Consider the following 18717-nt stretch of genomic DNA (forward strand, 5'->3'; position numbering starts at 1 on the left):
GGGACGTTACCCATGAAAAGGATCAGCATCCAAGAACGTCCTGACTGGCGCCAGACAGCCGAGCGTGAAGGGTTCAACTTTCACACCATCGACGGTGAGCGCTACTGGGATGAGCGGGCCTACTACCAGTTCACCGAAGCGCAGATCACGCGCGACATCGAAGCGCCGACCCAGGAGCTTCATGCCATGTGCCTGGACGTCGTGGAAAAGGTCGTCGAGAGTGAAGAACTGCTGACCCGGCTGGCCATTCCACAGGCGTTCTTCGATCTGGTCCGCACCTCGTGGAAGGAAGGCCATCCGCATTTATACGGACGTTTTGATTTCAGCTATGACGGTGTGAACTCGGCCAAGCTGCTGGAAGCCAACATGGACACCCCTACGTCAGCGTATGAAGCGGGCGCGTTCCAGCTCATCTGGCTTGAAGAGCAGATCCAGCGCGGCGTATTGCCAGCCCACGCTTCCCAGTTCAACTCGACGGCGGAGGATCTGGTCCGGGCGTTTGCGGCGATCAGGGAGGGCGGGCCTTTCTACTTTTCCTGCATGTCAGGCTCTATCGAAGACAGGGGCACGACTGAGTTCCTGCGCAAAATGGCCGAGCACGCCGGCATCGAAACCCGCCACATCGACATCGAAGACATCGGCCTGAACGCCAACGGCCGATTTGTCGACCTTGATGGCCGCTGGATCGAACGCCTCTTCAAGCTGCACGCCTGGGAGCATGTGTTCCATGAGCCCCACGGCCAGGCCATCCCGCAGTGCGACACGCAATTCATCGAGCCGGCCTGGAAGGCGATCATTTCCAACAAAGGCATCCTGCCGTTGCTTTGGGAATTCAACGAAGGGCACCCCAATCTGCTGCCGTCCTTTGTGGATAAGCACCCGCAATCTGCGGTGCCAAAGGGCTGGGTGCGCAAGCCGTATTTTTCCCGCGAAGGCGCAAACATCGAAATCCGCACCCCGACCGACCAGGTCATCTTCGAAGATGGGCCTTACAACGATGCCCCCTACATCCTGCAAGCTTTCGCACCGTTGCCTCGCTTTGGCGACAGCTACACGCTGATCGGATCGTGGGTGGTGGGGGATACGGCTTCGGGGATCGGGATTCGTGAAGATGACAGTTTGATCACCAAGGACAGCAGCCGGTTTTTGCCGCATGTGGTGATTGATTGAGGTTGTGATGAGGCCGGCGGTGGGTACCGCGCAAGAACGAAAAAAGCCGCGCAATGCGCGGCTTTTTATTTGGTGGGCCCACACGGACTCGAACCGTGGACCAAGGGATTATGAGTCCCCTGCTCTAACCAACTGAGCTATAGGCCCTCAGTAGGCCGCGGATTATAACGACGGTTTACGCGCTGTGCTATCCGAAACGTCTGAAACGGTTGCACGAAGAAACGTCTTGCAGAATTCCTCCGCGCGCAGGGGCAGGCTGACGAGGTAGCCCTGGATTTGTTCACAGCCTTCGTCTGCCAAGAATTGCTGCTGTTCAAGGGTTTCGACGCCTTCTGCAATGACGGTCAGTTGCATGCTGCGGCCCAACGCGATGATGGCGCGGACGATGGCCGCATCATGGGGGTCATCAGGCAAGCCGCGCACAAACGATTGATCGATCTTGAGGATGTCCAGCGGCAGGCGTTTGAGATAACTGAGCGAGGAGTAGCCGGTGCCGAAGTCGTCGATCGCCAGCTGCACGCCGAGTTTCTTCAGGCGATGCAGCACTGATAGCGCTTCTTCGGTCTGCGACATGATGAAGTTCTCGGTGATCTCCAGCTGCAGGCAGCCTGGCTGTAACTGGTGCTGGAGCAGCAGACGCTCGATCCTGTTGACCAGGTTGGGCTGACGCAGCTGTGCACCGGCAAGGTTCACTGACAAGGGCCCAAACACGTCGTAGCGCTGGTTCCACTCGTGCAACTGCTGGCAGGCCGTATCGAGCACCCATTCGCCGATCTGCAGGATCATGCCGTTTTCTTCTGCCAGCGGAATAAACCGCTCGGGTGGGATGTGGCCGAAAGTGGGGTGGAACCAGCGTATCAGCGCCTCGGCCCCGACCAGGCGTTGTGTCAGCAAGCTGATCTTGGGCTGGTAGGACAGGGTGAACTCGTTACGCTCGATGGCGCGCCGCAGCTCGTGCTCCAGGGCAATCCGCTCGCTGGCCTGAGTGGTCAGATCGCGCGTGTAATGCTCTACGCGGTTGCGCCCCTTGGCCTTCGAGCGATACATCGCTGCGTCAGCATTCTTGATCAGCGTGGCCACATCGGCGCCATCGGTGGGAAACAGCGCGCTGCCGATGCTGGTGCTCATGAAGAATTCATGTTCGCCCGCCTGGAACGGCGACGAAAAACTGTTGAGCAGCTTGGTGGCGACCGCTTCGGCGTCGCTCGGGTTTTGCAGGCCGGGCAACAGAATGATGAATTCATCACCGCCGAGTCGCGCGACGGTGTCGATGTCGCGCAGGTTCTCCTTCAGGCGTACCGCTATGCTTTTCAGCAGCAGGTCACCGACCGGGTGGCCGAGGCTGTCGTTGATGTGCTTGAAGCGGTCCAGGTCCAGAAACAACACCGCGCCAAGGCTGTAAGCCGCTCTGGAGTGAGCCAGCGCGGCGTGCAGTCGGCTTTCGAACAGCGTGCGGTTGGGCAGACCGGTCAGCGGGTCGTGGTGTGCCTGATAATCCAGCCGGGCCTGAGCCTGCTTCAGGCTGGAAATATCAGCGAACACTGCAACGAAGTGGGTGATGAATTTACCGCGATTGCGCACGGCACTGATGGTCAGCCAGCTCGGATAGATCTCGCCATTTTTGCGCCGGTTGCTGATCTCGCCCTGCCAATGACCCTCTGCTGTCAGTTGGTACCACATGGCGGCGTAGAACGCGCTGTCGTGGAGTCCGGACGCCAACAAGCTTGGCGTGTTACCGAGCGCTTCGAGTTCGCTGTAGCCAGTGATCTCGCTGAAAGCGCGGTTCACGGCATTGATTCGCTGCCGGGTGTCGGTGATCAGTACGCCTTCCGCTGTGCTCTCGAATACCGTTGCGGCCAGTTGCAGCTTTTCCTGCATCTGGTGGCGGTCGGTGATGTCGCGCGCGATGGTGAGCATGCAGTCTTCACCGGCAATCAGAAGCGGTCGCGCGGAAATCTCGCACAGACGGATCTGACCATCCCTGCGACGGATGTGGCTGGTAAAGTCCTTCACGAAACCGTCACGTCTCAGTTGCTCAAGCAGTTGCTGTCGCTCGTTCAAATCTACCCAGATGCCCAGGTCAAGGGTGGTGCGGTCCAGCGACAACGAGCTGTGATAGCCGGTGATGCGGCTGAAGCCGTCGTTCACCTCCACCAGCAGCCCGTCGTTTTGCCGCGTAATCAGCAGGCCGTCAGGGGAGGAGTGGAACGCTTTGGCAAATTTCTCTTCGGACATCTGCAGCTGTTGCTGGGCCTCCTTGAGTGGCGTGATGTCCCTCACCACCAGAACCACTGCCGCCGTGGAGTCCAGATCAAAAGGCTCGGCTGACAGAAGCCCGGTGAACAGCCGACCATCACTGCGCCGAAACGGCATTTCCAGATTGCGGATGCTGCCCTTCTGAAGGCGTTGCAGCAGGCTGTGGCCGATGTCGGGAATACCCCAGATGTTCAGCTCGGCAGGCACGCGCCCGACGACTTCAGCAGGGCTGACGCCGATCTGCTCCAGAAATGCTGGATTCGCCTCCAGAAAGCAGCCGTCCGAAAGACGCGCGATGACCAGCATGTCAGGACACTGCGCAAACACCGAGGCGAACTTCCCTTCCGAAAGACGCAGCGCCTCTTCGGTTTGCTTGGCTTCGCTGATGTCGATCATCAGCCCCCGCATCACAGGCTCTCGGCCATAGCCGATCATGCTTACGATGTCTCGAATCCAGACCACCCTGCCGTCGGCGCTCAGGACTCGATAATCGACGCTGTGATCGTTGCCTTCCGCCACCTCCCGGTCGCAATAGGCCTGGGCGTAGTCGACGTCCTCCGGATGAACGATACTCCGCCAGAATCCGGGCCTTCGCCATTGGTGCAGCGGATACCCCAACAAATCCTGCGCGTGGGGCGAGACATAGTTGTAGGAATAGTCGTGGGTATTGGCTTCCCACGCGATGGCCGAGAGGCTCTCGATCATCCCGCGATAGTGATACTCGCTGCTGCGCAGTTCTTGTTCCAGGGCGATTCGGCGGGAGATCTCGGAACTGAGACGACGGTTGATCCGGACCACGATGGCCAGTACCGTCGTCAGAAACAGCAATCCGGGCAGTCCGATGAGCAGAAATTCGTGCCAGAGCTTGCTGCGCTCACTGGAGTGAGTGGCCGCCTGCGAGGCGGAGGGCGAATCGTCCAGTCCGCTGAATTGTTCGGGTTGGCGACTTTGATCGATACCTGCAAATCGGTCGCTGATCAAGTCAGTGGGCAGATGGAGACTTATACCGGGTGCATTCCCGGGTTCAGTATCCTCGCCGGGCAGCCACTCCTGATGCATCCCTTGCCTGTTTTCCCCGTCGTGAAGCAACGCCTGGGCAGTGACAGCAGCGGGGGCGAGCACGCATAAGAGAGCAATGGCCGGCATCCAAATCATGGCAGCCTCGGTGATTCATGGGTGAGAATCAACCGAGTGTAGTCGGGCTGGACAACAGTGGCACTCTGCCGGAAATTTATTCCTTAAAACGCAAAACCCCCAGCAATGCCGGGGGTTTTGGTACGACGTGTCGCTTACTCGTCGAGGAACGAGCGCAGGTGTTCGCTTCGCGTCGGGTGACGCAGCTTGCGCAACGCCTTGGCTTCTATCTGACGGATACGTTCACGGGTAACATCGAACTGCTTACCGACTTCCTCGAGGGTGTGGTCGGTGTTCATGTCGATACCGAAACGCATACGCAGGACCTTAGCTTCACGGGCGGTGAGGCCCGACAGCACTTCGCGCGTCGCTTCTTTCAAGCTCTCTACCGTGGCGACATCGATTGGCGACTGCATGGTCGAGTCTTCAATGAAGTCACCCAGGTGCGAGTCTTCGTCGTCACCGATCGGGGTTTCCATGGAGATCGGCTCTTTAGCGATCTTCAATACCTTGCGGATCTTGTCCTCGGGCATTTCCATGCGTTCGCCCAGCTCTTCCGGCGTCGGTTCGCGACCCATTTCCTGCAACATCTGACGGGAAATGCGGTTGAGCTTGTTGATCGTCTCGATCATGTGCACCGGGATACGGATGGTGCGTGCCTGGTCAGCGATCGAGCGAGTGATTGCCTGACGAATCCACCAGGTGGCGTACGTCGAGAACTTGTAACCGCGACGGTATTCGAACTTGTCCACCGCCTTCATCAGACCGATGTTGCCTTCCTGGATCAGATCGAGGAATTGCAGGCCACGGTTGGTGTACTTCTTGGCGATCGAGATCACCAGACGCAGGTTGGCTTCAACCATTTCTTTCTTCGCGCGGCGGGCCTTGGCCTCACCGATCGACATCCGACGGTTGATGTCCTTGATTTCCAGGATGGTCAGCCCGGTTTCTTCTTCCAGCGCGGTCAGCTTTTGCTGGCAACGTTGAATGTCGGCCTGAAGCCGACCAATGGCTTCAGCGTATTTGCTTTTGCCTTTGGCCAGCCCGTCTGTCCAGCTCTGGTCAACTTCATTGCCCGGGAACTGGCGAAGGAAGTCGGCGCGCGGCATGCGTGCATCACGAACACACAGCTGCATGATGGCGCGTTCTTGCGCACGCAGACGCTCAAGGGCACCGCGAACACGCTCAACCAGACCTTCAAACTGTTTCGGAACCAGCTTGATCGGCATGAACAGCTCGGCCAGGGCCAGCAGTTCAGCGTTGGCCTGCTTGCTGCCGCGGCCGTGCTTTTTCACGGCCTTGAGGGCAATGGCCATCTGGTCTGAAACGGCACCGAAGCGCTGGGCGGCGATGACTGGGTCCGGTCCACTTTCGACCTCGTCCTCTTCATCGTCGGAAGCGTCTTCTTCTTCGTCGTCAGCACCTTCGGCTTTCTCGGCCTTCGGGTCGACTGGCGGCGGGACTTCGGCTGGCGGCGCGATGCCGTCGTCCGGGTCGATATAGCCGCTCAGGACGTCGGACAGACGACCGCCTTCGGTAGTAACGCGAGTGTACTCGGAGAGAATGTGCTCAACCGTGCCAGGGAAGTGCGCGATCGCGCCCATCACTTCACGGATGCCTTCTTCGATACGCTTGGCGATTTCGATTTCGCCTTCACGCGTCAGAAGCTCGACCGTACCCATTTCACGCATGTACATGCGCACTGGGTCAGTCGTGCGACCGATGTCGGTCTCGACCGCAGCCAACGCTGCAGCGGCTTCTTCAGCGGCTGCCTCGTCAGTGTCGGCGTCGGCCAACATAAGGGCGTCCGCATCCGGAGCACTCTCGTGTACGGGGATCCCCATGTCGTTGATCATGCGGATGATGTCTTCCACCTGCTCAGGATCTGAAATATCCTCAGGCAGGTGGTCGTTGACCTCTGCGTAAGTCAGATACTTCTGCTCACGACCCAGGGTGATCAACTCTTTGATACGAGACTGCTGTTGCGCTTTTCCGGACATAACACCCTATCCACTGAAGGTCTTGGCGGGCAAAAAACAAGCCGGGGATTATACCCGAGCTATGACCTCACACGCCAGTTGAGGTCGGGGTTTGTGCAGGAACTTTGCGATTTAACAGGTTGAGCAGCTGAACTTTTTCTTCTGCGCTCAGGCCTGACTGCCGTTCCTTCCTGATCAATTGCTCCAGATGTCGCTCGCGTTGGCGGGCAGACAAGCTAGTTATAGTGTCGAAAAACTGTTGTTCAAGGTTATCGGCCGATATCAGCCACTCCTTTTCCGCCAGTTGACGCAATAATCGTCCTTGATCGGTGCCATGCCAGCGGGCAATCAACTGCATCGTGCGCAGCTTCGGGTTTTTCTGTGTAGCGTCAATCAGTGCCACGAGAAGCTGCGAATACACGTTTTCTTCATCGGCGAACGTACTGGCGTTGGCGACCTGCGCCGACAGCTCAGGGTGGTGCAGTAGCGTTCTGAGTGCTGTCAGTGCCGGTGGCTCTACCGTCGCCGGTGTGCGTGGACCGCGAGGTTCGAAATCAGGACGCTTGCCGTTCTTGTCCCATTTCTTGCCTTTGTCCCACGGCTTCTTGTCCCATTTCTTCTGCTGACCGCCCGGCGCGTTCGGTGTCCATTCCTGCTGCGCCTGATAGTCGTGCTGCTGGTAATCGCCGTAATCCGGCACGGCCTCGTAATCGAAGCCGGGATCGTAGCTGGGCTGAGCTTCCGCCGGCGCAGACTGCATCAACTGGTTGACCGCAGCGGTGTCCAGCCCGGTGATTTCTTTCAGGCGCCGACGCATCAATTCGCGCAAATTGGCGCCCGGCACTTTTTCGATCAGCGGCGCGGCCAGCGTCACCATATGCGCCTTGCCTTCCAGGGAGCGCGGATCGGCCTCCTTGGTCAGTTGCTCGAAAAAATAGTCGGCCAGCGGTTGTGCGTGCTGGTTGATTCGCGCCTTGAACGCGTCAGTGCCTTCGGCGCGCACCAAGGTGTCGGGATCTTCCCCTTCGGGCAGAAACAGAAACCTCGCGCGCCGGCCATCCTGCAAGCCGGGAATCGTTGCTTCCAGTGCACGCCAGGCGGCATTTCGGCCAGCCTGGTCGCCGTCGAAGCAGAACAGCACGTTCGGTACCACACGAAACAGCCGCTTCAAATGCTCTTCACTGGTCGCCGTACCCAGTGTCGCAACGGCATTGCGCAAGCCTTGTTGGGCCAGTGCAATGACGTCCATGTAACCTTCGACGACGATAATCTCGTCCAGGTTACGGTTAAATTTGCGAGCTTCGAATAAACCGTACAACTCCTGACCCTTATGAAACACCGGGGTTTCAGGAGAGTTCAGGTATTTAGGCTTGTCGTCGCCCAGTACCCGCCCGCCAAATGCGATCACACGGCCGCGGCTGTCGCGAATGGGGAACATCACCCGGTCGCGAAAGCGGTCGTAGCGTTTGCCGGTTTCGGCGTTTTCGATCAGCAAGCCAGCGTCGATCATCGCCTTCTGCTGAAGGGTGTCGCTGCTTAAGTGCTTGTAGAGGTTATCCCAGCCAGGGGGGGCGAAGCCCAGTCCGAAGTCGCGGGCGATCTCGCCTGACAGGCCACGGCCTTTCAGGTATTCCACCGCGGATTTTCGCGTTGGATGGCTTTTCAGCGCAGCCCGGTAAAAGTCGGCGGCGGCGGCTAGCAGAGGGTAAAGCGGCGAATCAGTAGGCTGGCGGGGCTTTTGCCCTTTTACGCCTTGTTCGCGAGGGACTTCCATCCCGGCGGCTTTGGCAAGGTCTTCGACGGCTTGGGGGAAATCCAGGTTGTCGTGGTCCATGATGAAGCCGAGGGCATTGCCACCCGCGCCACAACCGAAGCAGTAATAAAACTGTTTGTCCGGGCTGACGCTGAACGACGGTGTCTTCTCTTTATGGAAAGGACAACAGGCGCTGAAGTTCTTGCCGGTCTTTTTTAATTGAACGCGTGAGCTGACAACATCGACGATGTCGGTGCGGTTCAGGAGGTCGTCAATAAAACCTTGGGGAATCAGTCCGGCCATGGCGTTCTCATCATCAGGCGCCCCGCCAGAAAGATCGTGGCGAATCCAAACCGTAACGACGGTTGCTTGGTCAGTGTAGACGGGTCAACGCGGCCTGAATCAGGCTGGAAGAAATCGACGGGATTTGTCTCGGTCGCATCTGCGGCGTCAACAGCCTCTGTCTTGTGTTGCTTGAACGGTGTTGCTTGAGGCTAGAACTGCAACTGCCGACAGCCCGGCTTTGAAGGCCGGGCAAGGCAGAAGCTTGCGTCAGACGTCTGTATTAATACAGACGAACGGCGCGGCGCTGTTCGCGCTGTACTTTCTTGGCGTGACGCTTAACAGCAGCTGCTGCTTTACGCTTACGCTCAGAAGTCGGCTTCTCGTAAAATTCGCGGCTACGAACTTCAGCCAGAACACCGGCTTTTTCGCAGGAGCGCTTGAAACGACGCAGAGCTACGTCGAAGGGTTCGTTCTCTTTAACTTTGACGGCTGGCATCCAGAGCTACCTTCATTCATTACCGGGGTCAACGCTTACTGCAACGCTTGCACTAAGTACGTCGGTTTTTAAGGGTTGCGGATGTTAACCCCTTGCTTCGCGGAATGCAAAGCCTCTGATCGAAAAGCACTGGTCGCAGGCATGAGCGGCGACTATTATGCGCGCCTTCGAATTCAGCCTCCACAAGGCGTACCCCATGCTAGTACTGGGAATGGAAACTTCCTGCGATGAGACCGGTGTCGCGCTGTACGACAGCGAACGCGGGCTGCTTGCCGATGCATTATTCAGCCAGATCGACCTGCACCGCGTCTATGGCGGGGTGGTCCCGGAGCTTGCCTCGCGTGACCACGTAAAACGCATGCTGCCCTTGATTCGTCAGGTCTTGGCCGAGGCCGACTGCGCCGTGACCGAGATCGATGCCATTGCCTACACCGCTGGCCCCGGGCTGGTCGGGGCCCTGCTGGTAGGTGCCTCGTGCGCACAGGCTCTGGCGTTCGCGTGGGACATCCCGGCACTGGGTGTTCACCACATGGAAGGGCATTTGCTCGCACCTATGCTGGAGGAAAATCCGCCTGAGTTTCCGTTCGTCGCTTTGTTGGTTTCCGGCGGCCATACGCAGCTGGTTCGCGTCGATGGCATTGGTCTTTATGAGCTGCTGGGCGAAACCCTGGACGACGCCGCCGGCGAAGCCTTCGACAAAACCGCGAAAATGATGGGCCTGAATTACCCTGGCGGTCCGGAGATTTCCCGTCTGGCGCAATCCGGTGTGGCCGGGCGTTTCGTCTTTCCGCGTCCGATGACGGATCGTCCCGGGCTTGATTTCAGCTTCAGCGGCCTGAAAACCTTCTCCCTGAACACCTGGCAGCAGTGCCAAGGCGCCGGGGACGACAGCGAGCAAACCCGTTGCGACATCTCACTGGCCTTCCAGCAGGCGGTGGTGGACACTTTGACCATCAAGTGCAAACGCGCGCTGAAGCAGACCGGGTTGAAACGTCTGGTCATTGCCGGCGGCGTGAGCGCAAACAAGGCGTTGCGCCTGTCGCTGGAACAGATGCTCGAAGGCCTGGGCGGAAATGTCTATTACGCGAGGCCCGAGTTCTGCACCGACAACGGCGCGATGATCGCCTTTGCCGGCTGCCAGCGATTGCAGGCAGGGCAGAGGGAAAGTCTGAGCATTACCGTGCAGGCGCGCTGGCCAATGGAGCAGCTGCCAGGTCTTTAATGGCAAGGCAGTGCAAGCGACGGGTTGTGCCTCTGACAGGTGTCGTTTCAGAAATGCCGTTCGCGCCCCGCAAACAGGTCGCGTAGATTGCCCCGATGGCGCCAGACGATGAGCAGCGTCAGTACGCTCATCGGCAGCAAGGCGTGGGGTTCCTGCCAGGCAAGCAGCGGCAGCGTCAGCGGCGTGGCGATCAACGACGCCAGTGAGCTGGTGCGAGTGAGGTAGAACGTCAGCAGCCAGGCGCCGATGGCGAGCAGGGCAGCTGGCGGATACAAGGCCAGCAACATGCCGGCGGCCGTGGCCACGCCCTTGCCGCCGCGGAAACGAAAGTAAAGCGGGAACAGATGCCCCAGGACGGCGCACAGACCGATCCAGGCTTGCAGGCGTGGGTCGAGGCTCAGAGCTCTGGCGATCAGCACCGGGATCATGCCTTTGCAGACGTCGCCAACCAGGGTCAGCACCGCGGGCTTCTTGCCGGCCACGCGCAGCATGTTGGTGGCGCCGGCGTTGCCAGACCCACTGGCGCGCGGGTCCGGGCGACCGGTTATGCGGCTGATCAGGATGGCGAAGGAAAGTGAGCCGAGCAGGTAGGCGAGGACCGCCAGTAACCAAAACATGCTAACCATTCCGGGCGAGGTTGCCTTGATTCTAACGGCGCATTGCGCCCTTGTCGTGCAGCGGAGAGATAGGCTTGGACAGAGTTTTCATTGAAGGTCTGGAGGTCGATACCGTCATCGGTGCCTACGACTGGGAGCGTGGCATTCGCCAGTGCCTGCGTCTGGACCTGAGTTTTGCCTGGGACAATCGGCCTGCAGCCGCAGGCGATGACCTGAGCAAAGCGCTTGATTACGCCAGTGTGTCCGCGCGTATTCAGGCGTTCGCCGAAGTCTCTCAATTCCAACTGGTTGAAACCTTTGCCGAACGTCTGGCCGAAGTGCTTATGAGCGAGTTCAACATTCCCTGGCTGCACCTCAAATTGACCAAGCCGGGAGCCGTGCCAGCGGCGAAGGGCGTTGGGGTGGAGATCGAGCGCGGATGTCGCTGACACGGATTTTTCTGGGACTGGGCAGCAATATCGAGCGGGAGCGCCATCTGTGCGCCGGCCTCGACGCGCTTGCCGGCTTCCTCACCGAGATGACCTGCTCGCCGGTGTTCGAAAGTCATCCGGTGGGGATCAAGAGCGGGCCGTTTTTCAATCTGGTGGTTTCGGCACTGACGGATCTGCCGCTGACTGAACTGGACCGCCGCCTCAAATTCATCGAAGCCGATAACGGGCGTTATGCCCCTGATCGCAAAGGTTTGCCGCTGGATATTGATGTCCTGCTGTATGGCGAGCAGGTCGGCAACTTCGACGGCCTGATTCTGCCCCGCGCCGAAATCCTCAAAAATGCGTTCGTGCTGTGGCCGTTGTCGCTGATCGCGCCGCAACGCCTGCACCCTGAGGCCGGCGTCTCGTTTGCCCAGCTTTGGGCCGACGCGAACATCGATCAGAAACTCTGGCCGGTTGCCTTCGAATGGCGCGGCGAGCCACTCACCCCGGCCCTCCTGCTGGCTGCGGTGTAAACAGGCGGCTGAGAGGGCGTCGACTGAGCCGCAGCCAACTCAGCGGCTTAGTGCTGATAAGACGCCTTGTACACCTTCAGCGTATCCAGCCGCTCCCGTTTGAGCGCTTCGCCCAGTTGTTGGCCCTGAAAACCTTTCTCCAATAGCGGCTGAACCGCCACTTGCCGGGCCGCCTCGGCAGCGCCGCGCAGATATTCGGCTTGCGGATACATGCGCTCCTCGAGCCCCTTGCGGCCTCGGGCGTCCATTTCGCAGGCGGCGATGAAGTCCTCGAAACGCTGGGGTCGGCGATACACGTCAAAGCTCTGCAGCAGATCCAGCAATGTCGACGGCTTCAGCTCCAGCGCGCGATGGCCATGGGTGTGATACTCGCCCACCAGCAGCGCCAGTTCCTGACAGTCCCTTGGCACTTTAAAACGCTGGTTCATTGCCTTGATCGCTTTGAGCCCTTTGTGCTCATGGGCGATGTGGCGCGGCCATTCCTCTTGCGGCGTGAGTCCCTTGCCCAAATCGTGCAGCAAGCACGCCCAGCGCACGCTTAGCGGCTGGCGGTGCAGGGCGGACTGATGCAACACGCTGAGGACGTGCAAACCCGTATCGATTTCAGGGTGGTGGGCTTCCGGCTGAGGCACGCCAAACAGCGCGTCGACTTCTGGCATGAGTATTTTCAGGGCACCACATTCACGCAGGACCTCGATGAACACTTGGGGCTCTTTTTCCATCAGCGCGCGGGAAATTTCCTTCCAGCTGCGTTCCGGTGTCAGCGCTTCCAGTTCACCCGAACCGCTCAGCTGACCCATGAGTTCGAGGGTTTCCGGAGCAATGGTGAAACCGTCGGGGGCATAGCGCGCGGCGAAACGGGCCACACGCAGGACGCGCAAGGGATCTTCGGCGAACGCGGGGGAAACGTGACGCAACACTCGGGCTTCGAGGTCCTGCTGGCCATGATAGGGATCAGTCAGCTGGCCGTTCTTGTCTTCGGCAATAGCATTGATGGTCAGGTCGCGGCGGATCAGATCTTGCTCCAGCGTGACGTCCGGGTGGGCGTGAAAAACAAAGCCGCCGTATCCCTTGCCGGTCTTGCGCTCGGTGCGGGCCAGCGCGTATTCCTCACCGGTCAGCGGATGCAGGAAGACGGGAAAATCCGTTCCCACCGGGCGGTAGCCCTTCACCAGCATCTCTTCAGTCGATGCACCCACCACTACCCAGTCGATGTCAGTGACCGGTTTGCCAAGCAGGCGATCGCGTACTGCGCCGCCAACTTTATAAATCTGCATAAAAAAGCCTCCGTGAGGGCGACAGGATAAACCTTAAGTCGCGATCGCGGAGGCTGGAAACACTCATGGTTTATAAGTGGACGACCGCCAGGTCCAGCCGGGGATATTCACTGTCAGCGTGTTCGCTTCTCGGCGGCACATGGTGGACTTTCATGACCTGGTCGCCCTGCAGCGTCTCCAGATGGATATCAAAACCCCACAGCCGGTGCAGGTGCTTCAGCACTTCGTCCGTCGAATCGCCAAGGGGTTTGCGGTCGTGCTGTTGATGACGCAGGGTCAGGGAGCGGTCGCCGCGACGGTCGATGCTGTAGATCTGCACGTTGGGTTCGCGGTTGCCGAGGTTGTATTGCGCGGCGAGGGTTTCACGAATGACCTTGTAGCCGGTTTCATCGTGGATGGCAGGCACGAGGAGATCGTCCTTATGATCATCGTCCAGAATGCTGAACAGCTTCAGGTCACGAATCACCTTGGGCGACAGGTACTGCAGGATGAAGCTCTCGTCCTTGAAGCTGCTCATCGCAAACTTCACCGCCGTCAGCCAGTCGGTGCCGGCCAGATCAGGAAACCAGTGGCGGTCTTCTTCGGTCGGGTGCTCGCACATCCGCCGGATGTCCTGATACATCGCAAACCCCAGCGTGTAGGGATTGATACCGCTGTAGTAAGGACTGTCGAAGCCCGGCTGGTAGACAACACTGGTGTGGGAAGTCAGGAATTCCAGCATGAAGCCGTCAGTCACCAGCCCTTCGTCGTACAGATCATTCATCAGCGTGTAATGCCAAAACGTCGCCCATCCCTCGTTCATCACCTGGGTCTGACGCTGCGGGTAAAAATACTGGGCGATTTTGCGCACGATGCGCACGACTTCACGCTGCCAGGGCTCCAGCAACGGCGCGTGTTTTTCGATGAAGTAAAGGATGTTTTCCTGAGGTTCGGCGGGGAAACGCGAGAAATCCTCTTTGTCGTTCTTGCTCGCGCTTTTCGGAATCGTGCGCCATAGATCGTTGATCTGTTTCTGCAGGTGCTCCTCCCGGTCCTTCATGCGGCGCCGTTCTTCCTCCGCCGAAATCGGGTAGGGCCGCTTGTAGCGATCGACGCCGTAGTTCATCAGCGCGTGGCAGGAATCGAGCAGATCCTCGACCGCATCGATCCCGTGGCGCTCTTCGCACTGCATGATGTACTGCTTGGCGAAGACCAGGTAATCAATGATCGAGCTGGCGTCGGTCCAGGTGCGGAACAGGTAGTTGCCCTTGAAAAAGCTGTTATGCCCGTAGCAGGCATGGGCCACCACCAGCGCCTGCATGCAGATGGTGTTCTCTTCCATCAGATAGGCGATACATGGGTCGGAGTTGATGACGATCTCGTACGCCAGACCCATCTGCCCGCGCGAGTAGGATTTCTCCGTGCTGAGGAAGTGCTTGCCGTAGGACCAATGGTGATAACCCAGCGGCATGCCGACGGACGCATAGGCGTCCATCATTTGCTCGGCGGTGATCACCTCGATCTGATTGGGGTAAGTGTCCAGCGCGTACCGTTCGGCGATGCGGCTGATCTCCCGGTCGTATGCCTGGATCAGTTCGAACGTCCACTCTGAACCCGTGGAGAGGGGTTGGCGCTTCTGCTCTCTAGCGGTCATGTCACTAACCTGCGCTGGAAGAGTTCACGGAACACCGGATAGATATCACCGGCAGAGACCAGCTGCTGCTGGGCGAACGTGTCGGCGAAGGCTTCGCCGATGCGCTCGTATTCGAACCACAGCGCCTGATGTTCGCGCGGGGTGATTTCGACGTAGGTGTAGTACTGCACGAACGGCATGATCTGTTTGATCAGGATGTCGCGGCAAATGGGTGAGTCGTCGTTCCAGTTGTCGCCGTCCGAGGCCTGGGCTGCGTAAATATTCCACTCATTGGTGGGGTAGCGCTCGGCCATGATCTCCTGCATCAGCTTCAATGCGCTGGACACGATGGTGCCGCCGGTTTCCCGAGAATAGAAAAACTCCTCTTCGTCGACTTCGCGCGCGCTCGTGTGGTGGCGGATGAAGACCACTTCGATCTTGTCGTAGTTACGTTTGAGGAACAGGTACAGCAGGATGAAAAAGCGCTTGGCAATGTCCTTGGTCGCCTGGGTCATCGACCCGGACACGTCCATCAGGCAGAACATCACGGCTTTGGAGCTGGGGTTGGGCTGTTTGACCAGCAGGTTGTATTTGAGGTCGAAGGTGTCCAGGTATGGGACACGGCGGATGCGTGCCTGAAGTTTCGCGGCCTCGATTTCCAGTTCCTGAATGTCACCGAAGTTATCCGGCTCCTCGATCCTCAGGCGTTCCAGTTCAGCCTGCACCTGCCTCAGTTTGGCCCGGCTGCTGCCCGACAGCGCGATGCGCCGCGCATGTGCCGAGCGCAACGTGCGGATGATATTGATGCGTGAAGGGTTGCCTTCGTTGCTGATGCCTGCGCGAACGGTTTTGAAAGTGTCAGTGCCGCTCAGGTTGCGCTTGACCAGATTGGGCAGCTCCAGGTCCTCGAACATAAATTCGAGGAATTCTTCCTGGGTGATCTGGAACACGAACTCATCCATGCCTTCGCCGGAGTTGCCCGCCTTGCCAGGCCCTTTGCCACCGCCACCCCCTTGGGGGCGTGCGATGTGCTCACCGGTGGTGAACTCCTTGTTACCCGGATGAACCACCGTTTGCTTGCCGCCGCGACCATGGTGCAGCACCGGCTCGTCGATATCCCGCCCCGGGATACTGATCTGTTCGCCGTGCTCCATATCAGTAATGGAGCGCCGGCTGACGGCTTCTTCAACTGCCTTCTTGATGTGATCACGGTAACGACGCAGAAAGCGCTGCCGATTTACCGTGCTCTTGTTCTTGCCATTGAGACGTCGGTCGATCACATAGCTCATAGGCCCCTCCGGGGAGCTTCAAGTGGTGAGCTGCAAGCTGCAAGTCGAAGCGGCTATCCGGGTAGCAGATCTGACGCGCTTTCTTCCTGCAGCTTGTCGCTTGACGCTTGCAGCTGCCTTACTGCGATTTCCGGACCCGCAGGTACCATTCGGAAAGAAGCCTTACCTGTTTATCGGTGTAGCCCCGCTCGACCATTCGTGTGACAAAGTCGTTGTGCTTCTGCTGATCCTCTTTGCTGGCCTTCGCGTTGAAACTGATGACCGGCAGCAAGTCCTCGGTGTTCGAGAACATTTTCTTCTCGATCACCACCCGCAGCTTCTCGTAGCTCAGCCAGGTCGGGTTCTTGCCATTGTTGTTGGCGCGGGCGCGCAGCACGAAGTTGACGATCTCGTTGCGGAAGTCTTTCGGGTTGCTGATGCCTGCCGGTTTCTCGATCTTCTCCAGTTCCTCGTTCAACGCCACGCGATTAAGGATCTCGCCGGTCTCCGGATCACGGTATTCCTGGTCCTGAATCCAGAAGTCTGCGTACAGCACATAGCGGTCGAAAATGTTCTGACCGTACTCGCTGTAGGACTCGAGGTAGGCGGTCTGGATTTCCTTGCCGATGAACTCGATGTAGCGCGGCGCCAGGTATTCCTTGATGAAGCGCAGATAACGCTCGCGGGTTTCGGCCTGAAACTGCTCCTGCTCGATCTGCTGCTCCAGGACGTACAGCAAGTGAACCGGGTTGGCGGCGATTTCGTGAGGATCGAAGTTGAAGACCTTCGACAGGATCTTGAACGCGAATCGGGTAGAGAGACCGTTCATGCCTTCGTCGACACCGGCGCTGTCGCGGTATTCCTGAATCGACTTGGCCTTCGGGTCGGTGTCCTTGAGGTTCTCGCCGTCGTACACCCTCATCTTCGAATAGATGTTGGAGTTGTCCGGCTCCTTGAGCCGCGACAGCACGGTGAACTGCGCGAGCATTTTCAGGGTGTCCGGCGCGCAATGGGCTTTGGCCAGGGAGCTGTTGAACAGCAACTTGTCGTAAATCTTGATCTCGTCATTAACGCGCAGGCAGTACGGCACCTTCACGATGTAAATCCGGTCGATGAACGCTTCGTTGTTCTTGTTGTTGCGGAAGCTGTGCCATTCCGATTCGTTGGAGTGGGCCAGCAAAATACCGGTGAACGGAATCGCGCCCAGGCCTTCGGTACTGTTGTAGTTACCTTCCTGAGTGGCGGTCAGCAGCGGGTGGAGCACCTTGATCGGCGCCTTGAACATTTCCACGAATTCCATCAGGCCCTGGTTGGCCCGGCACAATGCGCCCGAATAGCTGTAAGCGTCGGCGTCGTTCTGTGGGTATTCCTCGAGCTTGCGGATATCGACCTTACCCACCAGCGCCGAAATGTCCTGGTTGTTCTCGTCACCGGGCTCGGTTTTGGCGACGGCGATCTGGTTAAGGATGGAAGGGTAGAGCTTCACCACTTTGAATTGACTGATGTCGCCGCCGAACTCGGCCAGCCGTTTGGTGGCCCATGGCGACATGATGGTATTGAGGTACCGGCGCGGGATGCCGTAGTCCTCTTCGAGGATCGTCCCGTCTTCGGTGGGTTTGAACAGGCCCAAAGGGGATTCGAAAACCGGTGACCCTTTGATGGCGTAGAACGGTACTTTTTCAACCAGCGATTTGAGTTTTTCAGCCAGGGACGATTTACCACCGCCTACCGGGCCGAGCAGGTAAAGGATCTGTTTCTTCTCTTCCAGGCCTTGGGCGGCGTGGCGGAAGTACGAGACGATTTGCTCGATGCAGTCTTCCATGCCGTGGAATTCTTCGAACGCGGGATAGCGCCGAATGACCTTGTTGGAGAAGATTCTGGACAGCCTGGAATTGGTCGACGTGTCGAACAACTCAGGCTCACCGATGGCCATCAGCAGACGTTCTGCGGCGGAAGCGTATGCGCTGCGGTCGGTTTTGCAGAGCTCCAGATACTCCTGTAGCGAGAGCTCTTCCTGCCGTGTCGATTCAAAGCGTTGTTGGAAGTGGCTAAAAATACTCATGACGTCACCTCGCTCGATACGTGGAGCCGGCGGCGGATCGTCAGTTGATGCTGGATGGCAGCCGATCACGCGGCTGCCATTACCCCCCAAACACCATAAAAGTAGCGACCGATGACCCACGCGCCGGTGTACCGGCTCTCCCCTGATTCGGATGGCCTGAGCCTAAGAGTAGTTCGGATTCGGGCACAGAAAGAAGCGATGGGTATGAAGAGGGCATACCCGTTCGTCAGAAGAGGGCGCGAGCCCGCGTAGGACGCGGGATAGCGGCCAGCAAAAATATTTTTCGATCAGCCTTGTGCGGTTTCTTCGGGAAATTTGGTTTTCCACAACTCAAAACCGCCATCCATGCTGTAGACCTCGGAGAAGCCCTGACCTACAAGATAGGCTGCTGCGCTCTGGCTCGAATTGCCGTGATAGCAGAGGACGACCAACGGTTTGTCCAGATCGGCCTGACGGATGAAGTCGGCGATGGAATGGTTGTCGAGGTGATGGGAGTCCGGAATGTGCTGGGTCGCGTAGGTCTGCGCGTCCCGTACGTCCACCAGCACCGCGCCTTGTTCGCGCAGGGCATGGACTTGTTCGGGTGAAATGCGTTTGAAGTCAGTCATGGCTCGGGCTCCTGGGCCGTCGGGTCCTCGAA

At 58.6% G+C, this 18717-nt stretch carries 13 protein-coding genes, 1 tRNA gene and 1 pseudogene; 4 read left to right on the top strand and 11 right to left on the bottom strand.

Features of this window, described 5'->3' with window-relative positions; translation table 11 throughout:
* Positions 1–12: 12 nt before the first annotated feature.
* Complete coding sequence (locus M1E04_RS02060; RefSeq protein ID WP_369319153.1) at positions 13–1170, top strand: glutathionylspermidine synthase family protein; 1158 nt, start codon at positions 13–15, stop codon at positions 1168–1170.
* Between the two features lie 70 nt (positions 1171–1240).
* On the opposite strand, the gene M1E04_RS02065 is transcribed toward M1E04_RS02060, so the two are convergent.
* From M1E04_RS02065 to rpsU, 5 genes and pseudogenes are all read right to left on the bottom strand, one after another.
* Positions 1241–1317: transfer RNA gene (locus M1E04_RS02065), tRNA-Ile, on the bottom strand.
* Between the two features lie 15 nt (positions 1318–1332).
* Positions 1333–4275: pseudogene (locus M1E04_RS02070) on the bottom strand (EAL domain-containing protein); the annotation flags it as partial.
* A gap of 440 nt (positions 4276–4715) precedes the next feature.
* A complete protein-coding gene (gene rpoD / locus M1E04_RS02075; protein WP_192134901.1) occupies positions 4716–6560 on the bottom strand; it encodes an RNA polymerase sigma factor RpoD in 1845 nt (614 codons plus the stop codon).
* A gap of 67 nt (positions 6561–6627) precedes the next feature.
* Positions 6628–8595: a DNA primase gene (dnaG, locus tag M1E04_RS02080; protein WP_456292325.1), complete on the bottom strand. Its 1968-nt coding sequence runs from the start codon at positions 8593–8595 to the stop codon at positions 6628–6630.
* Between the two features lie 262 nt (positions 8596–8857).
* Positions 8858–9073: a 30S ribosomal protein S21 gene (gene rpsU / locus M1E04_RS02085; protein WP_002551877.1), complete on the bottom strand. Its 216-nt coding sequence runs from the start codon at positions 9071–9073 to the stop codon at positions 8858–8860.
* A gap of 196 nt (positions 9074–9269) precedes the next feature.
* Between rpsU and tsaD the strand changes: the two genes are divergently transcribed.
* Positions 9270–10295: a tRNA (adenosine(37)-N6)-threonylcarbamoyltransferase complex transferase subunit TsaD gene (tsaD, locus tag M1E04_RS02090; RefSeq protein WP_369319152.1), complete on the top strand. Its 1026-nt coding sequence runs from the start codon at positions 9270–9272 to the stop codon at positions 10293–10295.
* 47 nt (positions 10296–10342) lie between these two features.
* Here tsaD and plsY read toward each other — a convergent pair whose 3' ends face one another.
* The gene (gene plsY, locus M1E04_RS02095; protein WP_456292326.1) at positions 10343–10912 is read right to left on the bottom strand and encodes a glycerol-3-phosphate 1-O-acyltransferase PlsY; all 570 of its coding nucleotides are present in this window, start codon (positions 10910–10912) and stop codon (positions 10343–10345) included.
* 74 nt (positions 10913–10986) lie between these two features.
* On the opposite strand from plsY, the gene folB reads away from it, so the two are divergent.
* A complete protein-coding gene (folB, locus tag M1E04_RS02100) occupies positions 10987–11340 on the top strand; it encodes a dihydroneopterin aldolase (RefSeq protein WP_065991327.1) in 354 nt (117 codons plus the stop codon).
* Positions 11331–11858 (top strand): 2-amino-4-hydroxy-6-hydroxymethyldihydropteridine diphosphokinase, encoded by a 528-nt coding sequence (folK, locus tag M1E04_RS02105; protein ID WP_296309170.1) that lies wholly within the window; start codon positions 11331–11333, stop codon positions 11856–11858. The genes folB and folK overlap by 10 nt, the downstream gene beginning before the upstream one ends.
* A gap of 47 nt (positions 11859–11905) precedes the next feature.
* Here the strand turns inward: folK and M1E04_RS02110 are convergent, their stop codons facing one another.
* From M1E04_RS02110 to glpE, 5 genes are all read right to left on the bottom strand, one after another.
* Positions 11906–13135: a multifunctional CCA addition/repair protein gene (locus M1E04_RS02110; protein WP_456292327.1), complete on the bottom strand. Its 1230-nt coding sequence runs from the start codon at positions 13133–13135 to the stop codon at positions 11906–11908.
* 70 nt (positions 13136–13205) lie between these two features.
* The gene (locus M1E04_RS02115) at positions 13206–14768 is read right to left on the bottom strand and encodes a SpoVR family protein (protein WP_456292328.1); all 1563 of its coding nucleotides are present in this window, start codon (positions 14766–14768) and stop codon (positions 13206–13208) included.
* Positions 14765–16036, bottom strand: coding sequence for a YeaH/YhbH family protein (locus M1E04_RS02120; RefSeq protein ID WP_074886967.1), 1272 nt, complete (start codon positions 16034–16036; stop codon positions 14765–14767). The genes M1E04_RS02115 and M1E04_RS02120 overlap by 4 nt, the downstream gene beginning before the upstream one ends.
* 118 nt (positions 16037–16154) lie before the next feature.
* Complete coding sequence (locus M1E04_RS02125) at positions 16155–18077, bottom strand: PrkA family serine protein kinase (RefSeq protein WP_065991332.1); 1923 nt, start codon at positions 18075–18077, stop codon at positions 16155–16157.
* Between the two features lie 287 nt (positions 18078–18364).
* Positions 18365–18685: a thiosulfate sulfurtransferase GlpE gene (gene glpE / locus M1E04_RS02130; protein ID WP_065991333.1), complete on the bottom strand. Its 321-nt coding sequence runs from the start codon at positions 18683–18685 to the stop codon at positions 18365–18367.
* Between the last annotated feature and the right edge of the window lie 32 nt (positions 18686–18717).

The organism is Pseudomonas sp. AK106, assembly GCF_053903055.1.